This window comes from Pseudomonas sp. 8_5_2, from assembly GCF_059295255.1.
This window is the reverse complement of record NZ_CM181238.1, coordinates 2,367,269-2,386,972: the sequence shown is the minus strand read 5'-3', so window position 1 is coordinate 2,386,972 and position 19,704 is coordinate 2,367,269. Positions and strand designations below refer to the sequence as shown.

At 63.8% G+C, this 19,704-nt stretch carries 17 protein-coding genes; 8 read left to right on the top strand and 9 right to left on the bottom strand.

Going from position 1 to position 19,704, the window contains the following annotated elements:
- Window positions 1–119: 119 nt before the first annotated feature.
- The 3 genes from AC5O5R_RS11055 to AC5O5R_RS11045 are packed head-to-tail and all read right to left on the bottom strand — an operon-like array spanning window position 120 to window position 5,731.
- Entirely contained in the window at window positions 120–3,269 is a 3,150-nt protein-coding gene (locus AC5O5R_RS11055) for an efflux RND transporter permease subunit (RefSeq protein ID WP_172286108.1), read from the bottom strand.
- 16 nt (window positions 3,270–3,285) lie between these two features.
- Complete coding sequence (locus AC5O5R_RS11050) at window positions 3,286–4,485, bottom strand: efflux RND transporter periplasmic adaptor subunit (protein WP_494515353.1); 1,200 nt, start codon at window positions 4,483–4,485, stop codon at window positions 3,286–3,288.
- Window positions 4,478–5,731 (bottom strand): TolC family protein, encoded by a 1,254-nt coding sequence (locus AC5O5R_RS11045; protein WP_494515352.1) that lies wholly within the window; start codon window positions 5,729–5,731, stop codon window positions 4,478–4,480. The genes AC5O5R_RS11050 and AC5O5R_RS11045 overlap by 8 nt, the downstream gene beginning before the upstream one ends.
- Before the next feature lie 295 nt (window positions 5,732–6,026).
- Here AC5O5R_RS11045 and aroQ point away from each other — a divergent pair, with 295 nt between their 5' ends.
- The 3 genes from aroQ to AC5O5R_RS11030 all read left to right on the top strand — a co-directional run bounded on the left by aroQ (window position 6,027) and on the right by AC5O5R_RS11030 (window position 7,590).
- Entirely contained in the window at window positions 6,027–6,476 is a 450-nt protein-coding gene (aroQ, locus tag AC5O5R_RS11040) for a type II 3-dehydroquinate dehydratase (protein ID WP_172286111.1), read from the top strand.
- On the top strand, window positions 6,473–7,321 hold the full coding sequence (locus AC5O5R_RS11035; protein ID WP_494515351.1) for a shikimate dehydrogenase: 849 nt from the start codon (window positions 6,473–6,475) through the stop codon (window positions 7,319–7,321). The genes aroQ and AC5O5R_RS11035 overlap by 4 nt, the downstream gene beginning before the upstream one ends.
- Window positions 7,322–7,410: 89 nt before the next feature.
- Window positions 7,411–7,590, top strand: a complete 180-nt coding sequence (locus AC5O5R_RS11030; RefSeq protein ID WP_172222103.1) for a hypothetical protein — start codon at window positions 7,411–7,413, stop codon at window positions 7,588–7,590.
- 3 nt (window positions 7,591–7,593) lie between these two features.
- Here the strand turns inward: AC5O5R_RS11030 and AC5O5R_RS11025 are convergent, their stop codons facing one another.
- A complete protein-coding gene (locus tag AC5O5R_RS11025) occupies window positions 7,594–9,003 on the bottom strand; it encodes an amino acid permease (RefSeq protein WP_172222033.1) in 1,410 nt (469 codons plus the stop codon).
- A 325-nt stretch (window positions 9,004–9,328) separates the two neighbouring features.
- Between AC5O5R_RS11025 and AC5O5R_RS11020 the strand changes: the two genes are divergently transcribed.
- Entirely contained in the window at window positions 9,329–10,753 is a 1,425-nt protein-coding gene (locus AC5O5R_RS11020) for an aminotransferase-like domain-containing protein (RefSeq protein ID WP_172222036.1), read from the top strand.
- Between the two features lie 181 nt (window positions 10,754–10,934).
- On the opposite strand, the gene AC5O5R_RS11015 is transcribed toward AC5O5R_RS11020, so the two are convergent.
- The 4 genes from AC5O5R_RS11015 to AC5O5R_RS11000 form a co-directional block, all read right to left on the bottom strand.
- A complete protein-coding gene (locus AC5O5R_RS11015; protein ID WP_494515350.1) occupies window positions 10,935–12,185 on the bottom strand; it encodes an IS256 family transposase in 1,251 nt (416 codons plus the stop codon).
- A gap of 102 nt (window positions 12,186–12,287) precedes the next feature.
- Entirely contained in the window at window positions 12,288–13,310 is a 1,023-nt protein-coding gene (locus AC5O5R_RS11010) for a histone deacetylase family protein (RefSeq protein ID WP_172286114.1), read from the bottom strand.
- Window positions 13,310–14,551, bottom strand: a complete 1,242-nt coding sequence (locus AC5O5R_RS11005; RefSeq protein WP_494515349.1) for a Zn-dependent hydrolase — start codon at window positions 14,549–14,551, stop codon at window positions 13,310–13,312. Before AC5O5R_RS11005 ends, AC5O5R_RS11010 begins: the two co-directional genes overlap by 1 nt.
- Before the next feature lie 30 nt (window positions 14,552–14,581).
- Entirely contained in the window at window positions 14,582–15,886 is a 1,305-nt protein-coding gene (locus AC5O5R_RS11000) for an MFS transporter (protein ID WP_172222045.1), read from the bottom strand.
- A 155-nt stretch (window positions 15,887–16,041) separates the two neighbouring features.
- Here AC5O5R_RS11000 and AC5O5R_RS10995 point away from each other — a divergent pair, with 155 nt between their 5' ends.
- From AC5O5R_RS10995 to AC5O5R_RS10980, 4 genes are all read left to right on the top strand, one after another.
- Window positions 16,042–16,971: a LysR family transcriptional regulator gene (locus tag AC5O5R_RS10995; RefSeq protein ID WP_172222048.1), complete on the top strand. Its 930-nt coding sequence runs from the start codon at window positions 16,042–16,044 to the stop codon at window positions 16,969–16,971.
- 106 nt (window positions 16,972–17,077) lie between these two features.
- The gene (locus AC5O5R_RS10990; RefSeq protein WP_494512543.1) at window positions 17,078–17,515 is read left to right on the top strand and encodes a hypothetical protein; all 438 of its coding nucleotides are present in this window, start codon (window positions 17,078–17,080) and stop codon (window positions 17,513–17,515) included.
- 12 nt (window positions 17,516–17,527) lie between these two features.
- Window positions 17,528–17,971, top strand: coding sequence for a PaaI family thioesterase (locus tag AC5O5R_RS10985; RefSeq protein ID WP_494515348.1), 444 nt, complete (start codon window positions 17,528–17,530; stop codon window positions 17,969–17,971).
- A gap of 99 nt (window positions 17,972–18,070) precedes the next feature.
- Entirely contained in the window at window positions 18,071–18,613 is a 543-nt protein-coding gene (locus AC5O5R_RS10980) for a WYL domain-containing transcriptional regulator (RefSeq protein WP_172222057.1), read from the top strand.
- 109 nt (window positions 18,614–18,722) lie between these two features.
- Here AC5O5R_RS10980 and AC5O5R_RS10975 read toward each other — a convergent pair whose 3' ends face one another.
- Window positions 18,723–19,460, bottom strand: coding sequence for a hypothetical protein (locus AC5O5R_RS10975; protein WP_494515347.1), 738 nt, complete (start codon window positions 19,458–19,460; stop codon window positions 18,723–18,725).
- Window positions 19,461–19,704 lie beyond the last annotated feature (244 nt).

Here is a 19,704-nt window from a genome sequence, read left to right as displayed (position 1 = left end):
AATCCTGGGGCCGCTGCGCGGCCCATCGCCGCGGTTCGTCGCCACGACAAGCCAGCTCCCACAGGGATTGCGTCAAGGCTGACAGCCGCGATCCCTGTGGGAGCTGGCGCCCCGGATTATCAGCCCTCCTGCACCTCCTCCTCCCGCCGATACGCCCACTGATACAGCGCCGGCAACACCAGCAATGTCAGTGCGGTAGACGACAAGATCCCGCCAATCACCACGGTCGCCAGCGGCCGCTGCACCTCTGCCCCGGTTCCGGTAGCCAAGGCCATCGGGATGAACCCCAGCGACGCCACCAGTGCCGTCATCAGCACCGGCCGCAACCGCGTCAGCGCGCCCTCCTCGACCGCCACCCGCAACGTGCGCCCTTCCTCACGCAAGCCACGGATGAAGGCGATCATCACCAGCCCGTTGAGCACCGCTACCCCGGACAGGGCAATGAACCCCACCCCGGCAGAAATGGACAGCGGAATATCCCGCAGCCACAGCGCCAGCACCCCACCGGTAAGGGCGAACGGAATGCCGGTAAATACCAGCAGCCCATCCCTGAGGTTGTTGAACATCATCAGCAACAGCGCCATGACCAGCAGCAAGGCTACCGGCACCACCACCTGCAGCCGCTCGGTCGCCGACTGCAACTGCTCGAACTGGCCACCCCAACGCGTCCAGTAACCCGGCGGTATCGGCACTTGGCCAATCAACGCCTGTTCGGCCTCCTCGACAAACGAGCCCAGGTCACGCCCGCGCACATTGGCACTGACCACCACCACCCGCTTGCCGTCCTCACGGCTGACCTGGTTGGGCCCAAGCTGCAGGTTCAGCGTGGCCACCTGCGACAGCGGGATAAAGCCGATTTGCCCGGTGCCCGCAGTGGCACTGGCCGGCACCGGGATCAACAGGCTGGCCAGCCCGTCGACATCGGTGCGCAGGGTTTCCGAAAGGCGCACCACCATATCGAAGCGACGGTCGCCTTCATACAGGGTGCCGGCCGTACGGCCACCCACGGCGATGGCGATGGCATCCTGTACGTCGCCCACATTCAGGCCATGGCGGGCGGCCTTGTCGCGGTCGATGTCGATGGTCAGCACCGGCAGGCCGGTGGTCTGCTCGACCTTCACCTCCGAGGCGCCAGGCACGCCCTGCAGGCTGCTGGCGATCTGCGCAGCGGTGCGGTTGAGCACGTCCATGTCATCACCGAACAGTTTCACCGCCACATCACTGCGCACCCCGGAAATCAGCTCGTTGAAGCGAAGCTGAATCGGCTGCGACAGTTCGTGATTGCTGCCCGGCACGCTGGCCGCAGCCCGCTGCACCTCGGCGATCAATTCGTCCCGTGGCTTGCCCGGGTCGGCCCATTGCGCAGTTGGACGCAGCATCACATAGGCGTCGGAAATGTTTGGCGGCATCGGGTCGGAGGCAATTTCGGCCGTGCCGGTACGGGCGAACACCCGCTCCACTTCCGGCACCTGGGCTATGATCGCCCGTTCCAGACGCTGCTGCATGTCCACCGACTGCGACAGGCTGGTACCCGGCACGCGCAGGGCCTGCAGGGCAAAGTCCCCCTCGCTGAGGCTGGGGATGAACTCGCTGCCCATGCGGCTGGCCATCACCCCGGACAACACAACCAGGGTGGCGGCGGCGGTGAACGCCAGCTTGCGCCGGCCCAGCACCCAGGCCAGCACCGGGGCATAGCGCTGGCGCGCGGTACGCATCACCAGGCCTTCCTCTTCCTTGACCTTGCCGGTGACGAACAGGGCGAGGGCCGCGGGCACGAAGGTCACCGAGAGGATCATGGCGCCGAGCAGGGCCATGACCACGGTAAAGGCCATGGGGTGGAACATCTTGCCCTCGACCCCGGTCAGGGCGAAGATCGGCAGGTACACCACCATGATGATGAGCTGCCCGTAGATCAGCGGCCGACGCGCCTCGCGGGCGGCGGCAAACACTTCATGGAAGCGCTCGCTGCGGGTCAGCATGCGGCCATGCCGTTGCTGGGCATGGGCCAGGCGGCGGATAGCGTTTTCCACGATCACCACCGCGCCGTCGACGATGATGCCGAAGTCCAGCGCACCCAGGCTCATCAGGTTGGCGCTGACCTTGTTGCTGAACATGCCGGTAAAGGTGAACAGCATCGACAGCGGAATGACCATGGCGGTAATCAGTGCAGCGCGGATGTTGCCCAGGAACAGGAACAGCACGGCGATGACCAGGATGGCGCCTTCGACCAGGTTTTTCTTCACCGTGGCAATGGCTTTTTCCACCAGGTTGGTGCGGTCGTACACCGTCACCGCGACCACGCCCTTGGGCAGATTGCGGTTGATCTCGACCAGCTTGGCAGCCACCGCCTGGGACACCGTGCGGCTGTTCTCGCCGATCAGCATGAACACCGTGCCCAACACCACCTCGCGGCCGTTTTCGGTTGCCGCGCCCGAACGCAGTTCCTCGCCCAGGCCAACCTGGGCGACATGGCTGACGCGGATCGGCGTGCCGTCGACGCTGGAGATGACGATGTTGGCGATGTCCTCGGCGGAGGCCACCTGCCCGGGCGCACGGATCAGCAACTGTTCGCCGTTGCGCTCGACGTAGCCGGCGCCGACGTTCCCGTTGTTGCGCTCCAGCGCCGTGATCAGATCGTTCAGGGTGAGTTTGTAGGCGGCCAGGCGCTTGGGCTCCGGCGCAATCAGGTACTGCTTGGCATGGCCGCCGATGCTGTTGACTTCGGCCACCCCCGGCACATTGCGCAGCTGCGGCTTGATGATCCAGTCCTGGATCACCCGCAGGTCGGTCAGGGTGTAAGGGCTACCGTCATCCTTCAGCGCCCCCTCCTCGGCCTCCACAGTCCACAGGAAAATCTCGCCCAGCCCGGTAGAGATCGGCCCCAGGCCAGCCTGGATGCCATCGGGCAACTGCTCGCGGGCCACTTGCAGGCGCTCGTTGACCAGCTGGCGGGCGAAGAACAGGTCGGTATCGTCATCGAAGATGACCGTAACCTGCGACAAACCGGAGCGCGACAACGAGCGGGTCTGCTGCAGCCCGGGCAGGCCGGCCATGGCGGTCTCGATGGCGAAGGTGATGCGCTGCTCGGTCTCCAGCGGCGAATAGCCGGGGGCGGCGGTGTTGATCTGTACCTGGACGTTGGTGATGTCGGGTACGGCGTCGATCGGCAGCTTCTGGTAACTGTGGATACCCACCGCGGCCATCAGGACCACGGCCAGCATCACCACCAGGCGCTGCTCGATGGCGAATTGGATCAGGCGTTCGAACATGCAGGTGTCCCCGTGATCAATGACTGTGCTGGGCCGAGCCCTTGCCCAGCTCGGACTTGAGGACAAAGCTGCCGGCAGCGGCTACCCGGTTGCCGGCGGCCAGGCCGCTGGTGATTTCCACCTGCCCACCGTCGCGGCGGCCAGTGGTTACCGGGCGCGCTTCGAAACCTTCCTCGGTGCGGGCAAACACCACGGTCTGCTCCTCCCAGGTCTGCAGGGCGCTTTCCGGCACCGCGACGGCGGCCTTGAAGCGCTCGACGCTGACCGCGACATTGACGAACAGCCCGGGGCGCCAGGCGCCGTTGGGGTTGGCCAGGGTAGCGCGCACGGTGGCAGCGCGGTTCTGCTCGCCGAGCAGGCTGCCGACGTAGTTGACCTTGCCTTCGACCTGGGCGCCCAAGTCCGGGGCGCTGACCGTGACATGCCGGCCAGTCACAACCTTGTCCAGGTCACGCGGGGCCACGGCGAACGTGGCCCATACCCGGCTCAGGTCGGACAGGGTGAAGGCGTTGCTGGTCTCATCGACCACCTCGCCCACGGTCAGGTGCTTTTCCACCACCACCGCATCGAAGGGCGCCCGCAGTTCATAGCGGTTGCCAGCGCCGGCCGGACCCACGGCGGCGACCTTCTGCCGGGCGTTGGCCAAGGCGATCTCGGCCTCTTGCACTACCTGGCGAGCCTGCAGGTAATCCTGTTCGGCGCTGATGCGCTCCTGCCACAGCTGCTGCTCGCGGCGCAAGGTCAGCCGCGCCAGTTCCAGGCGGCGCTGGGCGGCCTGTTGCTCGCTGCGCAGGTCGGAGATCTGCTGGCTGGCGATCACCGCCAGTACCTGGCCGCGCTTGACCGCCTGGCCCAGCTCCGCCTGTACCGTCTCGACCACCCCCGGCACGCGCGGTACAACATGGGCGGTGCGGTCCTCATCGAAGCGTATTTCACCGGGGAAGCTGAGGGCGGTCGCCAACTCACGGGGTCCGGCGGTCGCCAGCTGCACACCGGCGGCGTTTATCTGCGCGATGGACAGGTGCAGCTTGCCCTCTTCTTCGGCATGACCTGCTTCGGCCTGGTCCTGGCCATGGCCGTGGCCGTCTTCGCCATGCTCGTCATGGCGGGCTTCAGCATTCGACGCCTGGCCGAGGTTGCCGGTCCAGGCCAGGCCACCGACGCCCAGCACGGCCATCGCGGCGACCAGTAGCGCTATCTTGGATGGGTTAGTCATTGTTGCTCCTGCTGTTCGGGTGTTTGCTCAAGCCATCAAGGGCGCCGTAGATGCGCTCGACCTGCGCCCGCGCGTCAGTCGCCGAGGCCAGGGCCTCGAGGTACAGCCCGCGGGCCTGGATCAGGGTGCGTTGGGCATCGAGCACGTCGAGGAAGGCGAATTTGCCCATCTCGAAACCACGGGTAGCGGTGTCCACCGCCTGCTGCGCAGCAGGCAGGATGGTGCCGTCATAGGCGTCCACCTCCTGCATCGCCGTGTCCCACTGACTGAGCGCGCTACGGGTTTCACTGCGCAGGCGCAATTCCACGGCATTGCGCAGGTCACGTGCCTGGTCGGCGCGGCGCGCAGCGGCCAGCACGTTGCCCTGGTTGCGGTCGAACAGCGGCAGCGGCAGGGACAGGCCGAGCACGTTGACCCGCTCGCGGTCCTCACGGCTGTACTGGCTGCCAAGGCTGACGGTGAGGTTGGGAATGCGCTGGGCCTTTTCCGACCCCAGGGACGCGTCACCGCGCTCAACCTGGGCAGCGGCCAGGCGCCATTCGACTGTTTGCTCGATGCGGTCCAGCAAAGCATCGGCGTTCGGCGCCACGCCAGGCGAGAGGCTGCTGGCCTGCAACTGGTCGAAGCCTGCCAGCGGGCTGCCGGTCAACCGTGCCAGAACCTGGTAGGCAACGCGGCGCTGGCTTTGCGCACGGCGCACTTCGGCCTGGGCCTGGGCCAGCTGCACCTGGGCACGGGTGGTTTCCACGGGCGCTGACTGGCCGGCGGTCACCCTCCCCTGCACTACCCGCAGCCCGCGCTCGGTCACCGCCAGCGACTGCTGCGCCAGCTCCAGCGCAGTCTGTGCCCGCAACGCCGCATGGAAGGCCTGCACCACGTCGGCACGCAGGCCATTGCGCTGGCGCTCCAGGTCGAGCTGGGCAATGGCCTGGCCGGCACCGGCCACGGCGATACGCGCGCCGCGCTTGCCGCCCAGTTCCAGCGGCTGGCTGAGTGTGACGGTGGTGGTGCTGGTGTCGCGGCGGGTGTCCTCGGCCTCCCACGCCAGCTCGGGGTTGGGCAGCAAACCGGCCTGGCGCCGCTCACCGTCGGCAATGCCGATTTCCCGGCTGGCAGCGGCCAGCTCCGGGTTTTGGGCAAAGGCGGCAGCCAGCGCCTGGGGCAGGCTCAGGCTCTGGCTGGCCTGGGCGCTGTGGGCACCGAACAGCAGCAGGCAGAGCAAGGCGATCTTGCGGGGGATGGGCACGGACAGGTCCTCGACGGCGAGCGGTGGCGAGGGACTTTAGGGAAGGGTGGTTATCGGGGTGGTGGCGGCAGAATTACAATTTTGTAATGCCCCGGGGTGTTCGCCTTGATGCATTCAGCGCCTGTGAGATCGAGCGCCGCGCGGGCGGCGCTCGGTCTCATAGGCGCTGAATGTGTCAAGGCAAACCAGTCCGATAATCGCCCACTTTCCCCACCCGAAGCACCAGCCTAATTGACGGAACTAACCAGTCAGTACAAAACTAGGCGCAACCAACAACAACAAAGTGATGCCCCTCATGAAGCCACTTATCCTCGTGCTCAACGGCCCTAACCTGAACATGCTGGGCACCCGCGAGCCTGCCCAATACGGCCGCGAAACCCTGGCCGACCTGGCCCAGGGCTGCGCCGATACTGCCCAAGCCCACGACCTGGAACTCGAATTCCGCCAGACCAACCACGAAGGCGAACTGATCGACTGGATCCACGCAGCCCGGGGCCGCTGCGCCGGTATCGTGATCAACCCAGGCGCCTGGACCCACACCTCGGTGGCCATCCGCGACGCCCTGGTGGCCAGCGAAGTACCGGTTATCGAAGTGCACCTGTCCAACGTGCACAAGCGCGAACCGTTCCGCCACTTGTCGTTCGTATCGTCCATTGCCGTAGGCGTGATCTGCGGGCTGGGCAGCCATGGCTACCGCATGGCTATCAGCCACTTCGCCGAGCTGTTCCAGGAGCGCACGGCATGAGCCAGCAAGCCATCCTCGCGGGCCTGATCGGCCGCGGCATCCAGCTGTCGCGCACCCCGGCCCTGCATGAACATGAAGGCGATGCCCAGGCCCTGCGCTACCTGTACCGGCTGATCGACGCCGACCAGCTGCAACTGGATGACAGCGCCCTGCCCGGCCTGCTGGATGCCGCGCAGCACACCGGCTTTACCGGGCTGAACATCACCTACCCGTTCAAACAGACCATCCTGCCACTGCTCGACGAACTGTCGGACGAAGCGCGTGGCATCGGCGCGGTGAATACCGTGGTGCTCAAGGACGGCAAGCGGGTTGGCCACAACACCGACTGCCTGGGTTTTGCCGAAGGCTTGCGCCGCGGCCTGCCCGATGTGGCGCGGCGCCGGGTGGTGCAGATGGGCGCCGGTGGCGCCGGCTCGGCGGTGGCCCATGCGCTGCTGGGTGAAGGGGTCGAGCAGTTGGTACTGTTCGAGGTTGACACGGCCCGGGCGCAGGCCCTGGTGGACAACCTCAATGCCCATTTCGGCGCTGGCCGCGCCGTGGTCGGCAGCGACCTGGCCAGCGCCTTGGCCGAGGCGGACGGGCTGGTCAACACCACGCCGGTGGGCATGGCCAAGCTGCCGGGTACGCCGCTACCGGTGCAGCTGCTGCACGCGCGCTTGTGGGTGGCGGAAATCATCTACTTCCCGCTGGAGACCGAGCTGCTGCGCGCTGCCCGGGCACTGGGTTGCCGCACGCTGGATGGCAGCAACATGGCGGTGTTCCAGGCGGTGAAGGCGTTCGAGCTGTTCAGCGGGCGCCAGGCGGATGCGGCGCGGATGCAAGCGCATTTCGCCAGCTTCAGCTGAAAAGGCCAGCTTCAAAGCGATGTACGGGGCATGTCCTGCAACAACACCCGCGGCGGAACTGGCGGGCCATGCTGCAGGTCATCCCTTACATGCGCACATCCATGAAGATCTACGTAGCCCTCGCCATCCTGGCCCTGATCGCCGCTGCAGGCCTGCTCGGCTCGCCGTGGATGAACCAGCGCTTCCACATGCCCGCCGAAAAAAACCAGGCCCAGCAACGCGAAACGGCCGGGTCCACAAGGGAGCCGGCCGTTTCGAGAAGCGAGTGACGCTTAGTGCTGCTTGCCAGAACGAATCTGGTGCACCACACCCATCGCCACCACGATCGCCGCAGCGATACCGGTAGAGATCACCAGGATCTGGTAGTCAGGCATGAAGGCCATGGTCACCAGGGCCGCCACGATGAACGCGATCACCAGGTAGGTCAGCCACGGGAACAGCCACATCTTCAGGCGCACTTCCTTGCCTTCGGCAATCAGCTTGCGGCGCATGCGCAGCTGCGAGAAGGCAATCACCAGGTACACCAGCAAAGCGATCATGCCAGTGGTGTTCATCAGGGTATCCAGCACGTCTTTCGGGCGCAGGGTTTCGCTGAAGTTGATCAGCGCACAGACCACGGCCACGGCGCACGAGCCGATGATCGCGTACACCGGTACACCAGTGCCGGCGCGGGTGATCTTGAAGAACGACGGCGCATCGCCACGCTGGGCCAGGGAGAACAGCATGCGCGAAGCGGTGTAGTGGCCCGAGATCAGGCAGCTGCTCACCGAGGTCAGCACCACGAAGTTCATCAGCAGCTCGGCATACGGCACGCCCAGCAGTTCCAGGGTACGGCGGTACGCACCATAGCCGGAAACGCCCAGGTGCGGGTCATTCCACGGTACCAGGCAGACGATCAGGAAGATCGAGCCGACGTAGAACAGGCACACACGCCATACCACCGAATTGGTGGCCTTGACGATCTGGGCCGCCGGGTCCTTGGCTTCGGAAGCGGCGATGGTGACGATTTCCGCACCGAGGAAGGCAAACATCACCCCGAGCAAGGCACCAATCACGGTGCTGATGCCGTTGGGCATGAAGCCTTCGGCAGTGAGGTGGGTGATGCCACGTACTTCGCCGAACTGCCAGACGTTCGTGACCGCAGCGGTACACACGATCAGGAAGCAGACGATCGCGATCACCTTGATCAAGGCGAACCAGAACTCGAACTCACCGTAGTGCTTGACGTTGAAGAAGTTGACGGTGATCAGCAACAGGGTCGTGGCCAGCACGAACACGTTGACGCTGACGTCCGGGAAGAAGCCATGCAGGATCTTGCCCGCCACATAGGCTTCCCAGGCCATGAGGATGACCCAGTACCACCAGTACAGCCAGCCGATGGTGAAACCGGCCCAGCGGCCGATGGCGCGGTCGGCGTAGGTGGAGAACGAGCCTGTGTCCGGCGAGGAAGTCGCCATTTCGCCGAGCATGCGCATGATCAGCACCACCAGGATGCCGCCTGCCAGGTAGGCCAGGACAGCGGCTGGGCCGGCGCTGTGGATCACGCTGCCGGAACCTACGAACAAGGCGCCGCCAATAACCCCGGCGATCGACATCATCGTCAGGTGGCGCGACTTCAGCGAGGCACTGAGCTTGCTCTCGTGCCCGCTTTTCGCGGTGGTGGTTGTGGATGTTGCGTCCATCAGTTGTGTACCCCGTGCTTCTTTTTATCCAAGGAAAACTGTAAAACCCCGATGGCTGGCGGTTTCACCTGTACATCAGTGCTAATGCGGGCAGGATGGTGTGAACAAACACACGCAGGCCATCCGTGGCGGCCTGCTGACGCGCCCCGGTTGTTGCGCCCGGAGCGAACTGAACATGCTTTATGTGGCGATATCCGACACCTAATGTAAAAATGTCTGACGCAGAGAGCCATGCACAGTGGCATGAATCTCGCACTGCACTGTACAGGTCGCCCATGCAGTACACCCTGCAAACGCCTGGCGATACGCACCCTGAAGGCCACGAATGCTCGAATTACATCCAGACTCCTCGACCCCTTTGGTCAACCAGATCATCGACGGGCTGCGCGAGCTGATCGACAACCAGACCCTCAAGCCAGGCGCCAAGGTGCCGTCCATCCGCGCCTTTGCCGCGACCTATTCGGTGAGCACCTTTACCGTGGTCGAGGCCTACGACCGCCTGGTTGCCCAGGGTCTGCTGGTAAGCCGTGGCAATGCGGGGTTCTTCGTCAACCGCGCAGCGAGCGAAATGCTGGAGCAGCACAACGCTGAAGCCGACACCAGCCGACCCACGTTCAACTCCGAGTGGTACCTGCAACAGATCTTTGAAATCCGCCAGTTGCCGTTCAAACCAGGGTGCGGCTGGTTGCCCAACGACTGGATGTACGAAGACGGCTTGCGCCGCGGCCTGCGCCAGGTGGCCGGCAGCCCGCTGGAGCTGTCGGGCTACGGCGACCCCATGGGCTTGCAGGAGCTGCGCGCACTGACCGCGCAAAACCTGCAGCAGGATCTGTCGATCGTCGCCAACCCGGCGCAACTTATGCTCACCCACGGCGCCAGCCAGGCCCTGGACCTGGCTGCGCGCACGCTGGTACGCCCGGGTGATGTGGTGCTGGTGGACGACCCCGGCTACCCCAACCTGATGAGCATCCTGCGCACCCAGGGCGCGACCCTGGTCGGTGTGCCACGCACGCCGGCCGGCTACGACCTGAACCAGCTGGAGCAGTTGCTCACCCACCACCGCCCGACCGCGTTCTTCACCCAACCGCACCTGCACAGCCCGACCTGCTCGCGCACCCCGCTGCCGCAACTGCACCGGCTGCTGCAGCTGGCCAGCCAGCATGGCTTCCGCCTGGTGGAAAACAACCTGTACGCCGACATGATTGCCGAACCGCAGCCGTGCCTGGCCAGCCTCGACCACCTGCAGCAGGTGGTCTACGTGGGCAGCTACTCGAAAAGCATTTCGCCCAACGTGCGGGTCGGCTACATGCTCGCCAACCCGGAGCTGATGCAGAAACTGCTGCACCTGAAGATGCGCTCGGGCCTGACCACCTCGCAGGTGATGGAGCGCGTGGTGTATGCCGCAATCATCGACGGCCGCTGGCGCAAGCATCTCAAACGCCTGCGCCAGCGCTTGGCCGAGGCGCACCAGGAAGTCGGCCGGCATCTGCATCGATTGGGCTTCGAACTGTTCACCGAGTCGGATGAAGGCATGTACATCTGGACCCGCCACCCGGCCATCCTGGACAGCGCGGCGCTGCTGGATGATGCGCTGGAGAAAGGCATCATGCTTGGGCCTGGGCAGTTGTTCATGGTCGATGCCAAGGCCACCGGGTGGATGCGGTTCAATGTGGCGTTCAGTACCGATCCTGCGATGTGGGAGTTGTTGGAAAAGGTGTTTGTGAAGCATGTGCGGCGGGGTGGAATGTAGTTCGCCATTACCTTTTCAGCGCCGGTGAGATCGAGGGCCGCGCGGGCCCTCAATGGACGGCACATCCATTCATGCTCGAACAGAAATACACGTTCAAAGATGCTTTATAGGGATTAGCTAGGGAGTGTCAGGTTTTTTGTGTGCGGGCCGGTAATGGCCTGCCGCCCGGCAGGCCTTGATTTCACCAGGTTGGCCTGATGAACCGATCTCCGTACAGAATCGCAAATTGATTCATCGCACTTTTCCAGTCATGCGCCGCTGCCCCCCAGTTCGCTGTGATGTTGCGTAGCCCCAGCCAGATCAGTTTGGTCGCCGCGTCGTCGTTCGGGAAGTGACCGCGGGTTTTGATGATCTTGCGTAGCTGAGCGTTGATACTCTCGATGGCATTGGTGGTGTAGATCACCTTCCGGATGGCCGGTGGGAAAGCAAAGAACGGAATCACTCGATCCCACGCCCGTCGCCAGGCAGCCACCACTGTTGGATATTGCGTGCCCCAAGGCCCGCTTTCAAACTCATCCAGTGCCTGTTCAGCCGCCTGGGCGTTGATGGCCTGATAGATCGGTTTGAGAGCCTTGGCCAAGGCTCGACGCTTGTCCCAGGCCGCATAAGCGAGGCTGTTGCGGATCAGGTGGACGATGCAGGTCTGCAGTGTCGTCTCCGGAAATACTGCACTGAGCGCTTCCGGCATGCCTTTGAGGCCGTCGGTTACGGCAATCAGCACATCCTCGACGCCGCGCGTCCTGAGGTCATTGAACACCTTCATCCAGAACTTCGCACCTTCGGTGTTCTCAATCCAGATGCCAAGAATATCGCGCGTTCCATCTGGCAAAACGCCCAGTGCCAAGTAGATCGCTTTATTGCGAACCAAGCCTTCTTCGCGAATTTTGACCCGCAGAGCATCAAAGAAAATGACCGGATACATCGGCTCCAGAGGCCGCTGTTGCCACGCGCCAATCTCCTCCATGACCTCGTCGGTCACGGAACTGATGAAGTCGGGCGAGACCTCTGTTCCATACTGCTCGGAGAGAAAGGCACGGATCTCTCTGACCGTCATACCGCGGGCATACATGGCGATGATCTTGTCGTCAAAACCGGTGTAACGGCGCTCATGTTTGGGGATCAAAATGGGCGAAAAGCTGCCATCCCGGTCACGAGGGATATCCAGCCTTAGCGGGCCATCACCAGTGAGTACCGTTTTGCCGCTCTTCCCATTTCGCTGGTTGGTTTCATCCTCCGGGCGCTGCGCGCCCGGTGGATAGCCCAGGTGATGACCCAGTTCGGCATTCAAGGCTCGCTCTATCAGCGCCTTCTTGAATGCCGCAGAGGCTTCTTCGATGGCTTCTGCGGTCATCAGCGGAACAGCGGAAAACTGTTCCAGCAGCTCTTTCGGAACCTTTGGTAACTCTCGGAGCGGTTTTTTTTTGGTTGGCATACATGCACCTCTTACTCATGTTATGCCCGAACACAAAATTTCTGACACCCTCATTAGCTATGATCACGCCGGCAGCCGCATCGAGCTGCCGGCCCGCTGAACTTACTGCCAATCCACCTTGTCAGCAAAAAACGCCCGCGCATTCGCCTCCAGGCTCTCAAGGTGATACCCCCCCTCCTGTACAATCAGGCAAGGCAACCGCAACGCCCGAATCCGCTCACCCAACGCAGCAAACCCCTCAGTCGTCACCGCCACCTTGCTCTGCGGGTCCAGTTCGTAGATATCGAACCCCAACGACAACACCAGCACCTCGGCACCAAAATCCTTCACCGCAGCCAGCGCAACCTCCAACTGCGCCATGAAGTCCGCTTCGTCAGCCCCATGTGCCATGGGCAGGTTGAGGTTGTACCCCTCCCCCTCACCGCTGCCGCGCTCATCCTCAAACCCGGCCACACCTGGGTAAAAATTAGTCGGGTCGCCATGCACCGACACATACAGCACATCGCGGCGATCGTAGAAAATCTCCTGAATCCCTTGCCCGTGGTGCATGTCGGTATCGAGCACCGCCACGCGGCTGAAACGGCTGCGCAGGGCCTGGGCGGCCACGGCTGCGTTGTTGATGTAGCAGAAGCCACCTGCTGCATCGAACCGCGCATGGTGCCCCGGCGGTCGGCACAGGGCATAGGCAGCAGGTTCGCCCTCGACAATGGCCTTGGCGCCAGCCACTGCGCTCTGCGCCGACCAGTAGGCCGAGCGCCAGGTATGTTCACCGACGGGGCAACTGCCATCGGCCAGGTAGCGCCCGGCCTGGGCAAGAATGCCACGCAGGGCGTTGGGCTCGCGCACGAAAATGTTGGACATGACCTCGTCGCCCCAGTCCTCCGGTATTTCCTTCCAGCGCGCATGAGCTTCTTCGAGGAAAGCGAGATAGGCCTCGCCATGCACCGCCTTGAGCGGATCAAGGCCGGCATCCTCGGGCCGGCAAATATCGAAGCCCAGATCCTTGGCCGCCTGCAGCAGGCGCTGGGCGCGCTCGGGGACTTCCTGCGGGGTGCGCATGGCGCCGCGCGAATAGTAGCTGCGCGGGTGGTGCAGCAGCTGTTCGGGGTGGAAATAGCAACGCATCAGGCTTCTCCTTGATCGACACGGCCAGCGCGGGCCAGCACGGCATTGAGCAGTACATCGGCACCCTTGCGGGCGTCTTCAGGTAATACATCCTCCGCTTCGTTGTGACTCAAGCCGCCGACGCAGGGGATGAACACCATCGCGGTCGGGCAGTAGCGGGCCAGCAGGATGGCGTCGTGGCCGGCGCCGCTGACGATCGACTGCTGGGCGTAGCCAAGGCCGTCCACCGCCCGCTGCACGGCGGCCACGCAATCGCCGTCGAACGGGGTGGCCGGGCTGACCCAATGGCGCTCGATGCGCACCTGCAGGCCGCGCTGGCTGGCGATGGCTTGCAGCTTCAGGGCCAGGTCGCGCTCCATCGCCTCAATGGCTTCATCACGGTGGTGGCGCAGGTCGACGGTGAACTGCAGCAAGCCGGGGATGGTATTGCGCGAAGACTTGGCGATAGACAGTTCCCCCACGGTGGTGAGGCCTTCCGGGGCAAAGTCGGCTGCCAGTTGCTCAACCGTCTGGATCATGCGCGCTGCGCCATACAAAGCATCCTTGCGCAGTGGCATCGGCGTGGTACCAGCGTGCGCCGCCATGCCTTCGACGGTCACGTCCAGCCAGCGAATCGCCTGGCCGCCGCTGACCACGCCGATGGCCTTGGCATTATCCTCAAGGATCGGGCCTTGCTCGATGTGCGCTTCAAAATAGGCATCCACCCGGCCACCCAAAGGACGCTGGCCGGCGTAACCGGTGCGTTGCAGCTCGTCGGCGACGCTGATGCCATCGGCGTCGCGGATGGCCAGCGCGTCGTCCAGCGCCAGGCTCCCGGTGAACACCGCCGAGCCGAACATGGCCGGGGTGAAGCGGGCGCCCTCTTCATTGGTCCACACGGCGATTTCCAGCGGCTTGCGGGTATGGATGCCCAGGTCATTGAGGCGGCGTACCACCTCCAGTCCTGCCAGTACACCATAGACGCCGTCGAAACGGCCGCCTTCGGGTTGGGTGTCGAGGTGGCTGCCGATCATTACCGGCGCCGCCTGTGGGTCACTGCCAGCGCGGCGAGCGAACAGGTTGCCGATCGCATCCACGCTCAGCGTGAGGCCGGCTTCGCGGCACCAGTGACAGAACAGTTCACGGCCGGCCTTGTCCTCGTCGCTGAGGGCCAGTCGGCAACTGCCACCACGGGCGGTAGCGCCGATTTCGGCCATGGCCATCAGGCTCGCCCACAGGCGTTCGCCATTGCTTTTCAACATGTGCGGGTACTCCAGAATAAAGCGCTTCAATCAAGCGAGTTCCAGGCGCTGGCTGCGGGCGTACTGGCGCGACAGGGCAAGCACGCATACCAGCGAAATGGTGGCGATCAAGGTGTAGAAGGCAGCCATGGGCCACCACTGGCCGCTGAAGGTGTGGGCCAGCCAGGTGCCGATCAGCGGGGTCAGGCCACCGGCGATGGCACCGCAGATCTGATACGCCAGGGAAATAGCGGTGTAGCGCACGCGGGTTTCGAACATGCCGCTGACATAGCCGGCAATCACCGCGTAGAACGAAGCCATGCACGCTGCGGCAAGGGCGATGCCGAGCACGATCAGCGGGCCTTGGCCAGAGCTGACCAGCACGAACATCGGGTATGGCGAGGCCATCGCCAGCAGCGCGACCAGGGCCAAAAAGCGCGTGGCCCCGATCTTTTCCGACAACCAGGCGGCCAGCGGCTGTACGCAGAACTGAATGACCGCCACGAAGAACAGGCATTCCAGGATCAGCGAGCGCTCCAGGTGCAGTTGCTGGGTGGTGTAGCTGATCATGAAGGTGTTGGTGAAGTAGACCCCGGCAATGCCCAGGGTGTTGGCACCGATGCACAGCAGCAGCGGGCGCCAGGCCGTGCGCAGCACTTCGAAGACCGGCGCCTGCTCCTTGCGTTGGGCCTTTTCCGCCTGCTGGCGGCTGGCGATGAACTCGGGGGACTCATTCACCCCCAGGCGGATCGCCAGGCCCACCAGCAGCAACAGCGCGCTCGCCAGGAACGGCACTCGCCAGCCCCAGCTCATCAAGTCTGCCTCCGGCAGGCGGGTCACCGCGCCAAAGGCCAGCAGCGACAGGATCAAGCCAGCCGGGCTGCCCAGCTGGGCGAACGAGGCGAAGAAATTGCGCCGCCCCTTGGGCGCATGCTCGCCGGCCATCAGCACCGCCCCACCCCACTCGCCCCCCACGGCGATGCCCTGGACGATGCGCAGAATGATCAGCAGCACCGGGGCCATGGCGCCGATCTGCGCGTAGGTCGGCAGCAGGCCGATGCACACGGTGACGATGCCCATCATCAGCAGCGTGATGACCAGCGACTTCTTGCGCCCGATCCGGTCGCCCACATGGCCGAAGATAATCCCACCCAATGGCCGGGCGAAAAAGCCCACGGCAAAGGTGCCGAAGGCGGCCATGGTGCTGAACAGGCTGTCGTCGGAAGGGAAGAACAGTGCGCCGAACACCAGTGCGGCAGCGGTGGCGTAGATGTAGAAGTCATACCATTCGATCATGGTGCCGATGAACGCGGCGGCGGCGGCACGGCGCGGCTGGGGGGACGTGGTGGGCTGCATGAGGGCTCCTTTGCTTGTTGTTCTGGCAGGAGTTGTCGGGATCACGGTGTCGCTCTGCTGGCGCTTGCACTGCGATTTATCGGCCCAGGGCTATGATTAGTCAATTTTCTATTTATTATTTGCACTATTAGCCATGCTTATCATAGAGCCCTGCCATGCCTGACCGCCTGCTCAACGACCGCCTCGACTGGAACCTGCTGCGCACCTTCCGGGTGATCGGCCAGGAGCTGTCCATCAGCCGCGCCGCCGCCCGCCTGCACCTCACCCAGCCAGCGGTGAGCCAGGCGCTCAAGCGCCTGGAAGAACAGCTCGGGCGCCAGCTGATCGCCCGCCGTGGGCCACGCTTCGTCCTGACGGAAATGGGCGAGCAACTGTTCCTGCTGGCGGGCGAGGTGTATGGGCAGATGTCGCAGATCGGCGGGTTGCTGGAAGAACCAGCGGACGAACTGGTAGGCAAGGTACGCCTGCTGATGATCAGCCGCATCGTCGACGAACGCTTCGACGACTTTCTCGCCGGGTTCCATCGCCAGCACCCGCGGGTGGAGTTGGAGATTGACGTGATGCGCAGCTCAGACATCGTCGCCGCCCTGCAGGAGAAGACCGCCACGGCGGGCCTGAGCCTCAGCCGGCGTACGCAGCCAAGGCTGGAACAACGGCTGTTCCTGCGCCAGCGTTATGCGTTTTTCTGTGGCAAGCACCATGCCTTGTTCGGCCAGGCAGAAGGCGATCTGCAGCGGGAGAACTTCGTCAGTTTCACCAGTGACCAGATTGGCGGCATGTTGTCGCCGCTGACCATATTCCGGGACCAGCAGGGGTTTGCCGGGCGGATCGTGGCGTCGTCGCCGAGCCTTGAGGAAGTGCGTCGGCTGGTGATTGCCGGATTTGGCATCGGCTGCCTGCCCGAACATGTGGTGGCCCCGGATGTCGAGGCAGGCTTGCTGTGGAAGCTGCCGCCGCAGGAGGGGATTGCCGATGTGGACATTCATCTGTTGTGGAACAGGGACCAGCGGTTCAGCCGCGCAGAGGAGGTGTTCATCGAGGCGCTGCGACAGTTGCATGACGGTTCAGGCCCGGAAAACAGGTGACAAAGCTGACTTAAGCGCCACTACAGCGCCACCAAGCATTTCTGCCAGTAGCCCCACGACCTGATGCGGTTCACCATCGCCTCAGGTACTCAAGAGGCTGCTGCGGATGGACTGGCTGATCTTGTTACATCTGGCAAGCTACGGCGCCGCGCTGGTCATCATCGCCGCCTTTGCACTTATCTACGCGGCTCGCTCGCAGTTCATGCCCTACCACGCTGCAGTGATCGAACGCCCTTGGCATACCCTCGACGCCCCGCTGCAATTTCTGCTGCTAGCCCTGATACGCCTGCTCGGCTGGGGATGGCTGGCGATCGCCTGCGCCGGGTTGGTGATGCTCTACCAGCTGTTCGTGCTGCGTGTCCCCTTACCGCTGCTGGTGCTGCTACAAGCCTATTGCCTGCTGGCGATCACCCCGATCATCGCGGTGACCAGCCAGGTAAAACGTCGTACCAATGGATCACCCCCAGTCATGGTCGGCTGGGTCACCATGATGCTGTGCTGGTTGGGCTTTTTGTTCGGGCTGCTGGCCCGGGCTTGTGCATAGGCGGAGCGCCTCATGAAAAACAACTTGTTCTGGAAAACCATGGAAGGGCTGCGCCCGCTGCCCAATGTCGCCCAGTTGCTTGGTTGGAAGCTAGTGAATCACGAGCAGCGCACTCGCGAGATTTTCGTAGAGTTTGACGCCTCAAGCGCGTTGACGAACCCGGTCGGCAAAATCCAGGGCGGCATGCTGACCGCCATGCTTGACGATTGCATGGGTCCCGCTATCTACGCCTTGCTCGAACAGCACGAAATCGCCCTGACGACAAAAATGGCGACGTGCTTCCTTCGACCCGCTTCGCCTGGCCGAATTACCGGTATTGGCAAGATGCAGAGACGGTGCGGTGACACTTGCTACACGAGAGGCGAACTCAAAGACAGCATGGGCCGAACCCTGGCAACCGCGACCGCTCGTTACAAGATCATTGACCTGGCGCCACGCAACCCCGTTGAAGCTTGATGCCACAACTTGGATCCCTTCCCCTGAAAGGTTATGCTCGCACAATAGCCAAAAGCCATCAGTGGCAAGCTTGGCGCCTGCACTCAAGGACGAGCCCTCTTGCCCAGCCACCCGACCCGCCACACGATCGCCCGCCAGTGGCAGTTGCTCAAATTGTTGCCCGGCCGCCACCCGGGCATGAGTTCCACGCAGCTGCAGGCTGCACTGACAACCGTGGGCCACACCACCAGCAAACGCACCGTCGAGCGCGACCTGGTCGAGCTCGCGGCGCTGTTCCCGCTGCAATGCAACAGCAAGGGCATGCCCTACGGCTGGCATTGGCAGCCAGGCCTGAGCCTGGGCGAAGCGCGGCAGCTGCAACCCGATGTACTTGCGCCCCCAGTGCAGGTTCAGCTGCACGCCTGGGTCGACGACGGGCTGGCGCGGCGCCTGCAAGCGCAGCCACTGTCCGCGGACATGCAACTGAGCGCGCAAGCGGGCGGTGGTGCCACGCTGGTCGCCACTGTCAATGACAACCGGGCGCTGATGGGCTGGCTGCTGTCCCAGGCCGGCTCGATCCGGGTGCAGGCCCCGCAGGCGCTGCGCACGGCCATGCTGGAGCAGTTGCGCCACAGCCTGGCACTGCATGATGGGGGCGGTTGACCCCTCACAAAGTGATTGCCCTCGGGTGGCACCTTGCGCTGCGAAGAGGCCGGTACAGGCAGAACAGTTGTAGCGCTGCTACTGGCCTCTTCGCAGCAACAGGCTGCGCCTACAGGCCGCGCGCCTGGTGCGGGGTACGGCGCGCCACACAGGCGTAGGCCAAGCCGAGCAGGCCCAGCGTCAACATGCCCAGCAGTATCAGCAGCTCACGGCTGTAACGGGCGACCATGGCGGGGAGCCCGGTGAACTCGCGGTACACCTGCACATCCGCAACACCATCGGCGTGGCTGATGCTGACCCCGCCCTGGCGGATCTGCGAGTAGTCTGCGTCGAAGTACACCCAAACCTTGCACGCCCCGCCGGGTTCGATGCCGGGGATGTCCACCTGCGCAGTGGCGGCCTCGACAATGGTGTCGTTGCCAGCGGCATCACGCACCTGCACCAGGCCCTTGGCAGGCAGGCGGATCCTGACCTCGCGTACCGGCGCGTCGCCACTGTTGCGCAGTTCGATCAGCAACCCGGTGCGGTGGTCGACCAGGCCGGCCTCGAAAGGCTTGGCAAACAGCTGGGCATAGGGTGCCTGGGCCATTTCAACCAGCCGCTCGACCTGGTCGTGGCTCAGCTCGCCTTGGCCAATGTTGTTGATACGGCCCTGCAACTGCTCGTACTTGAGCTGCTCGCTGGCCTTGCTGATCCGCTCGCTGAACTGGCTGGGGTAGGTGAGGTAGGCATAGGTCAGTGACGCCTCCAGGCGCGGGTTGCCCCTGAAAATCGCGTAGGCGGCCAACAGCACTACCAGGCCAATCAGCGCGGCTACGAGGAGTTTCCCCACCTTGTCCCAGCTCAATGCAAACATCCTTCTGTGGTGATACAGACAATTCAACCGGCCCAAGGGTGCCAAGTTAGCGGCCCCCAGGCAAGCCTACGCGGAGAGTAGGACGCTGCCTGCCCCACTACAATGACCAATGGGGTGAAAAGGCCTACTTTCGGAAATGGACCACAAGAAGACTGTAAAGGGGCTGGTGACAACCGATCTGCCGCTTGACCGCCTCCCGACAGTGGCGGACGATCAACCTCCCCCACCCAAGGAC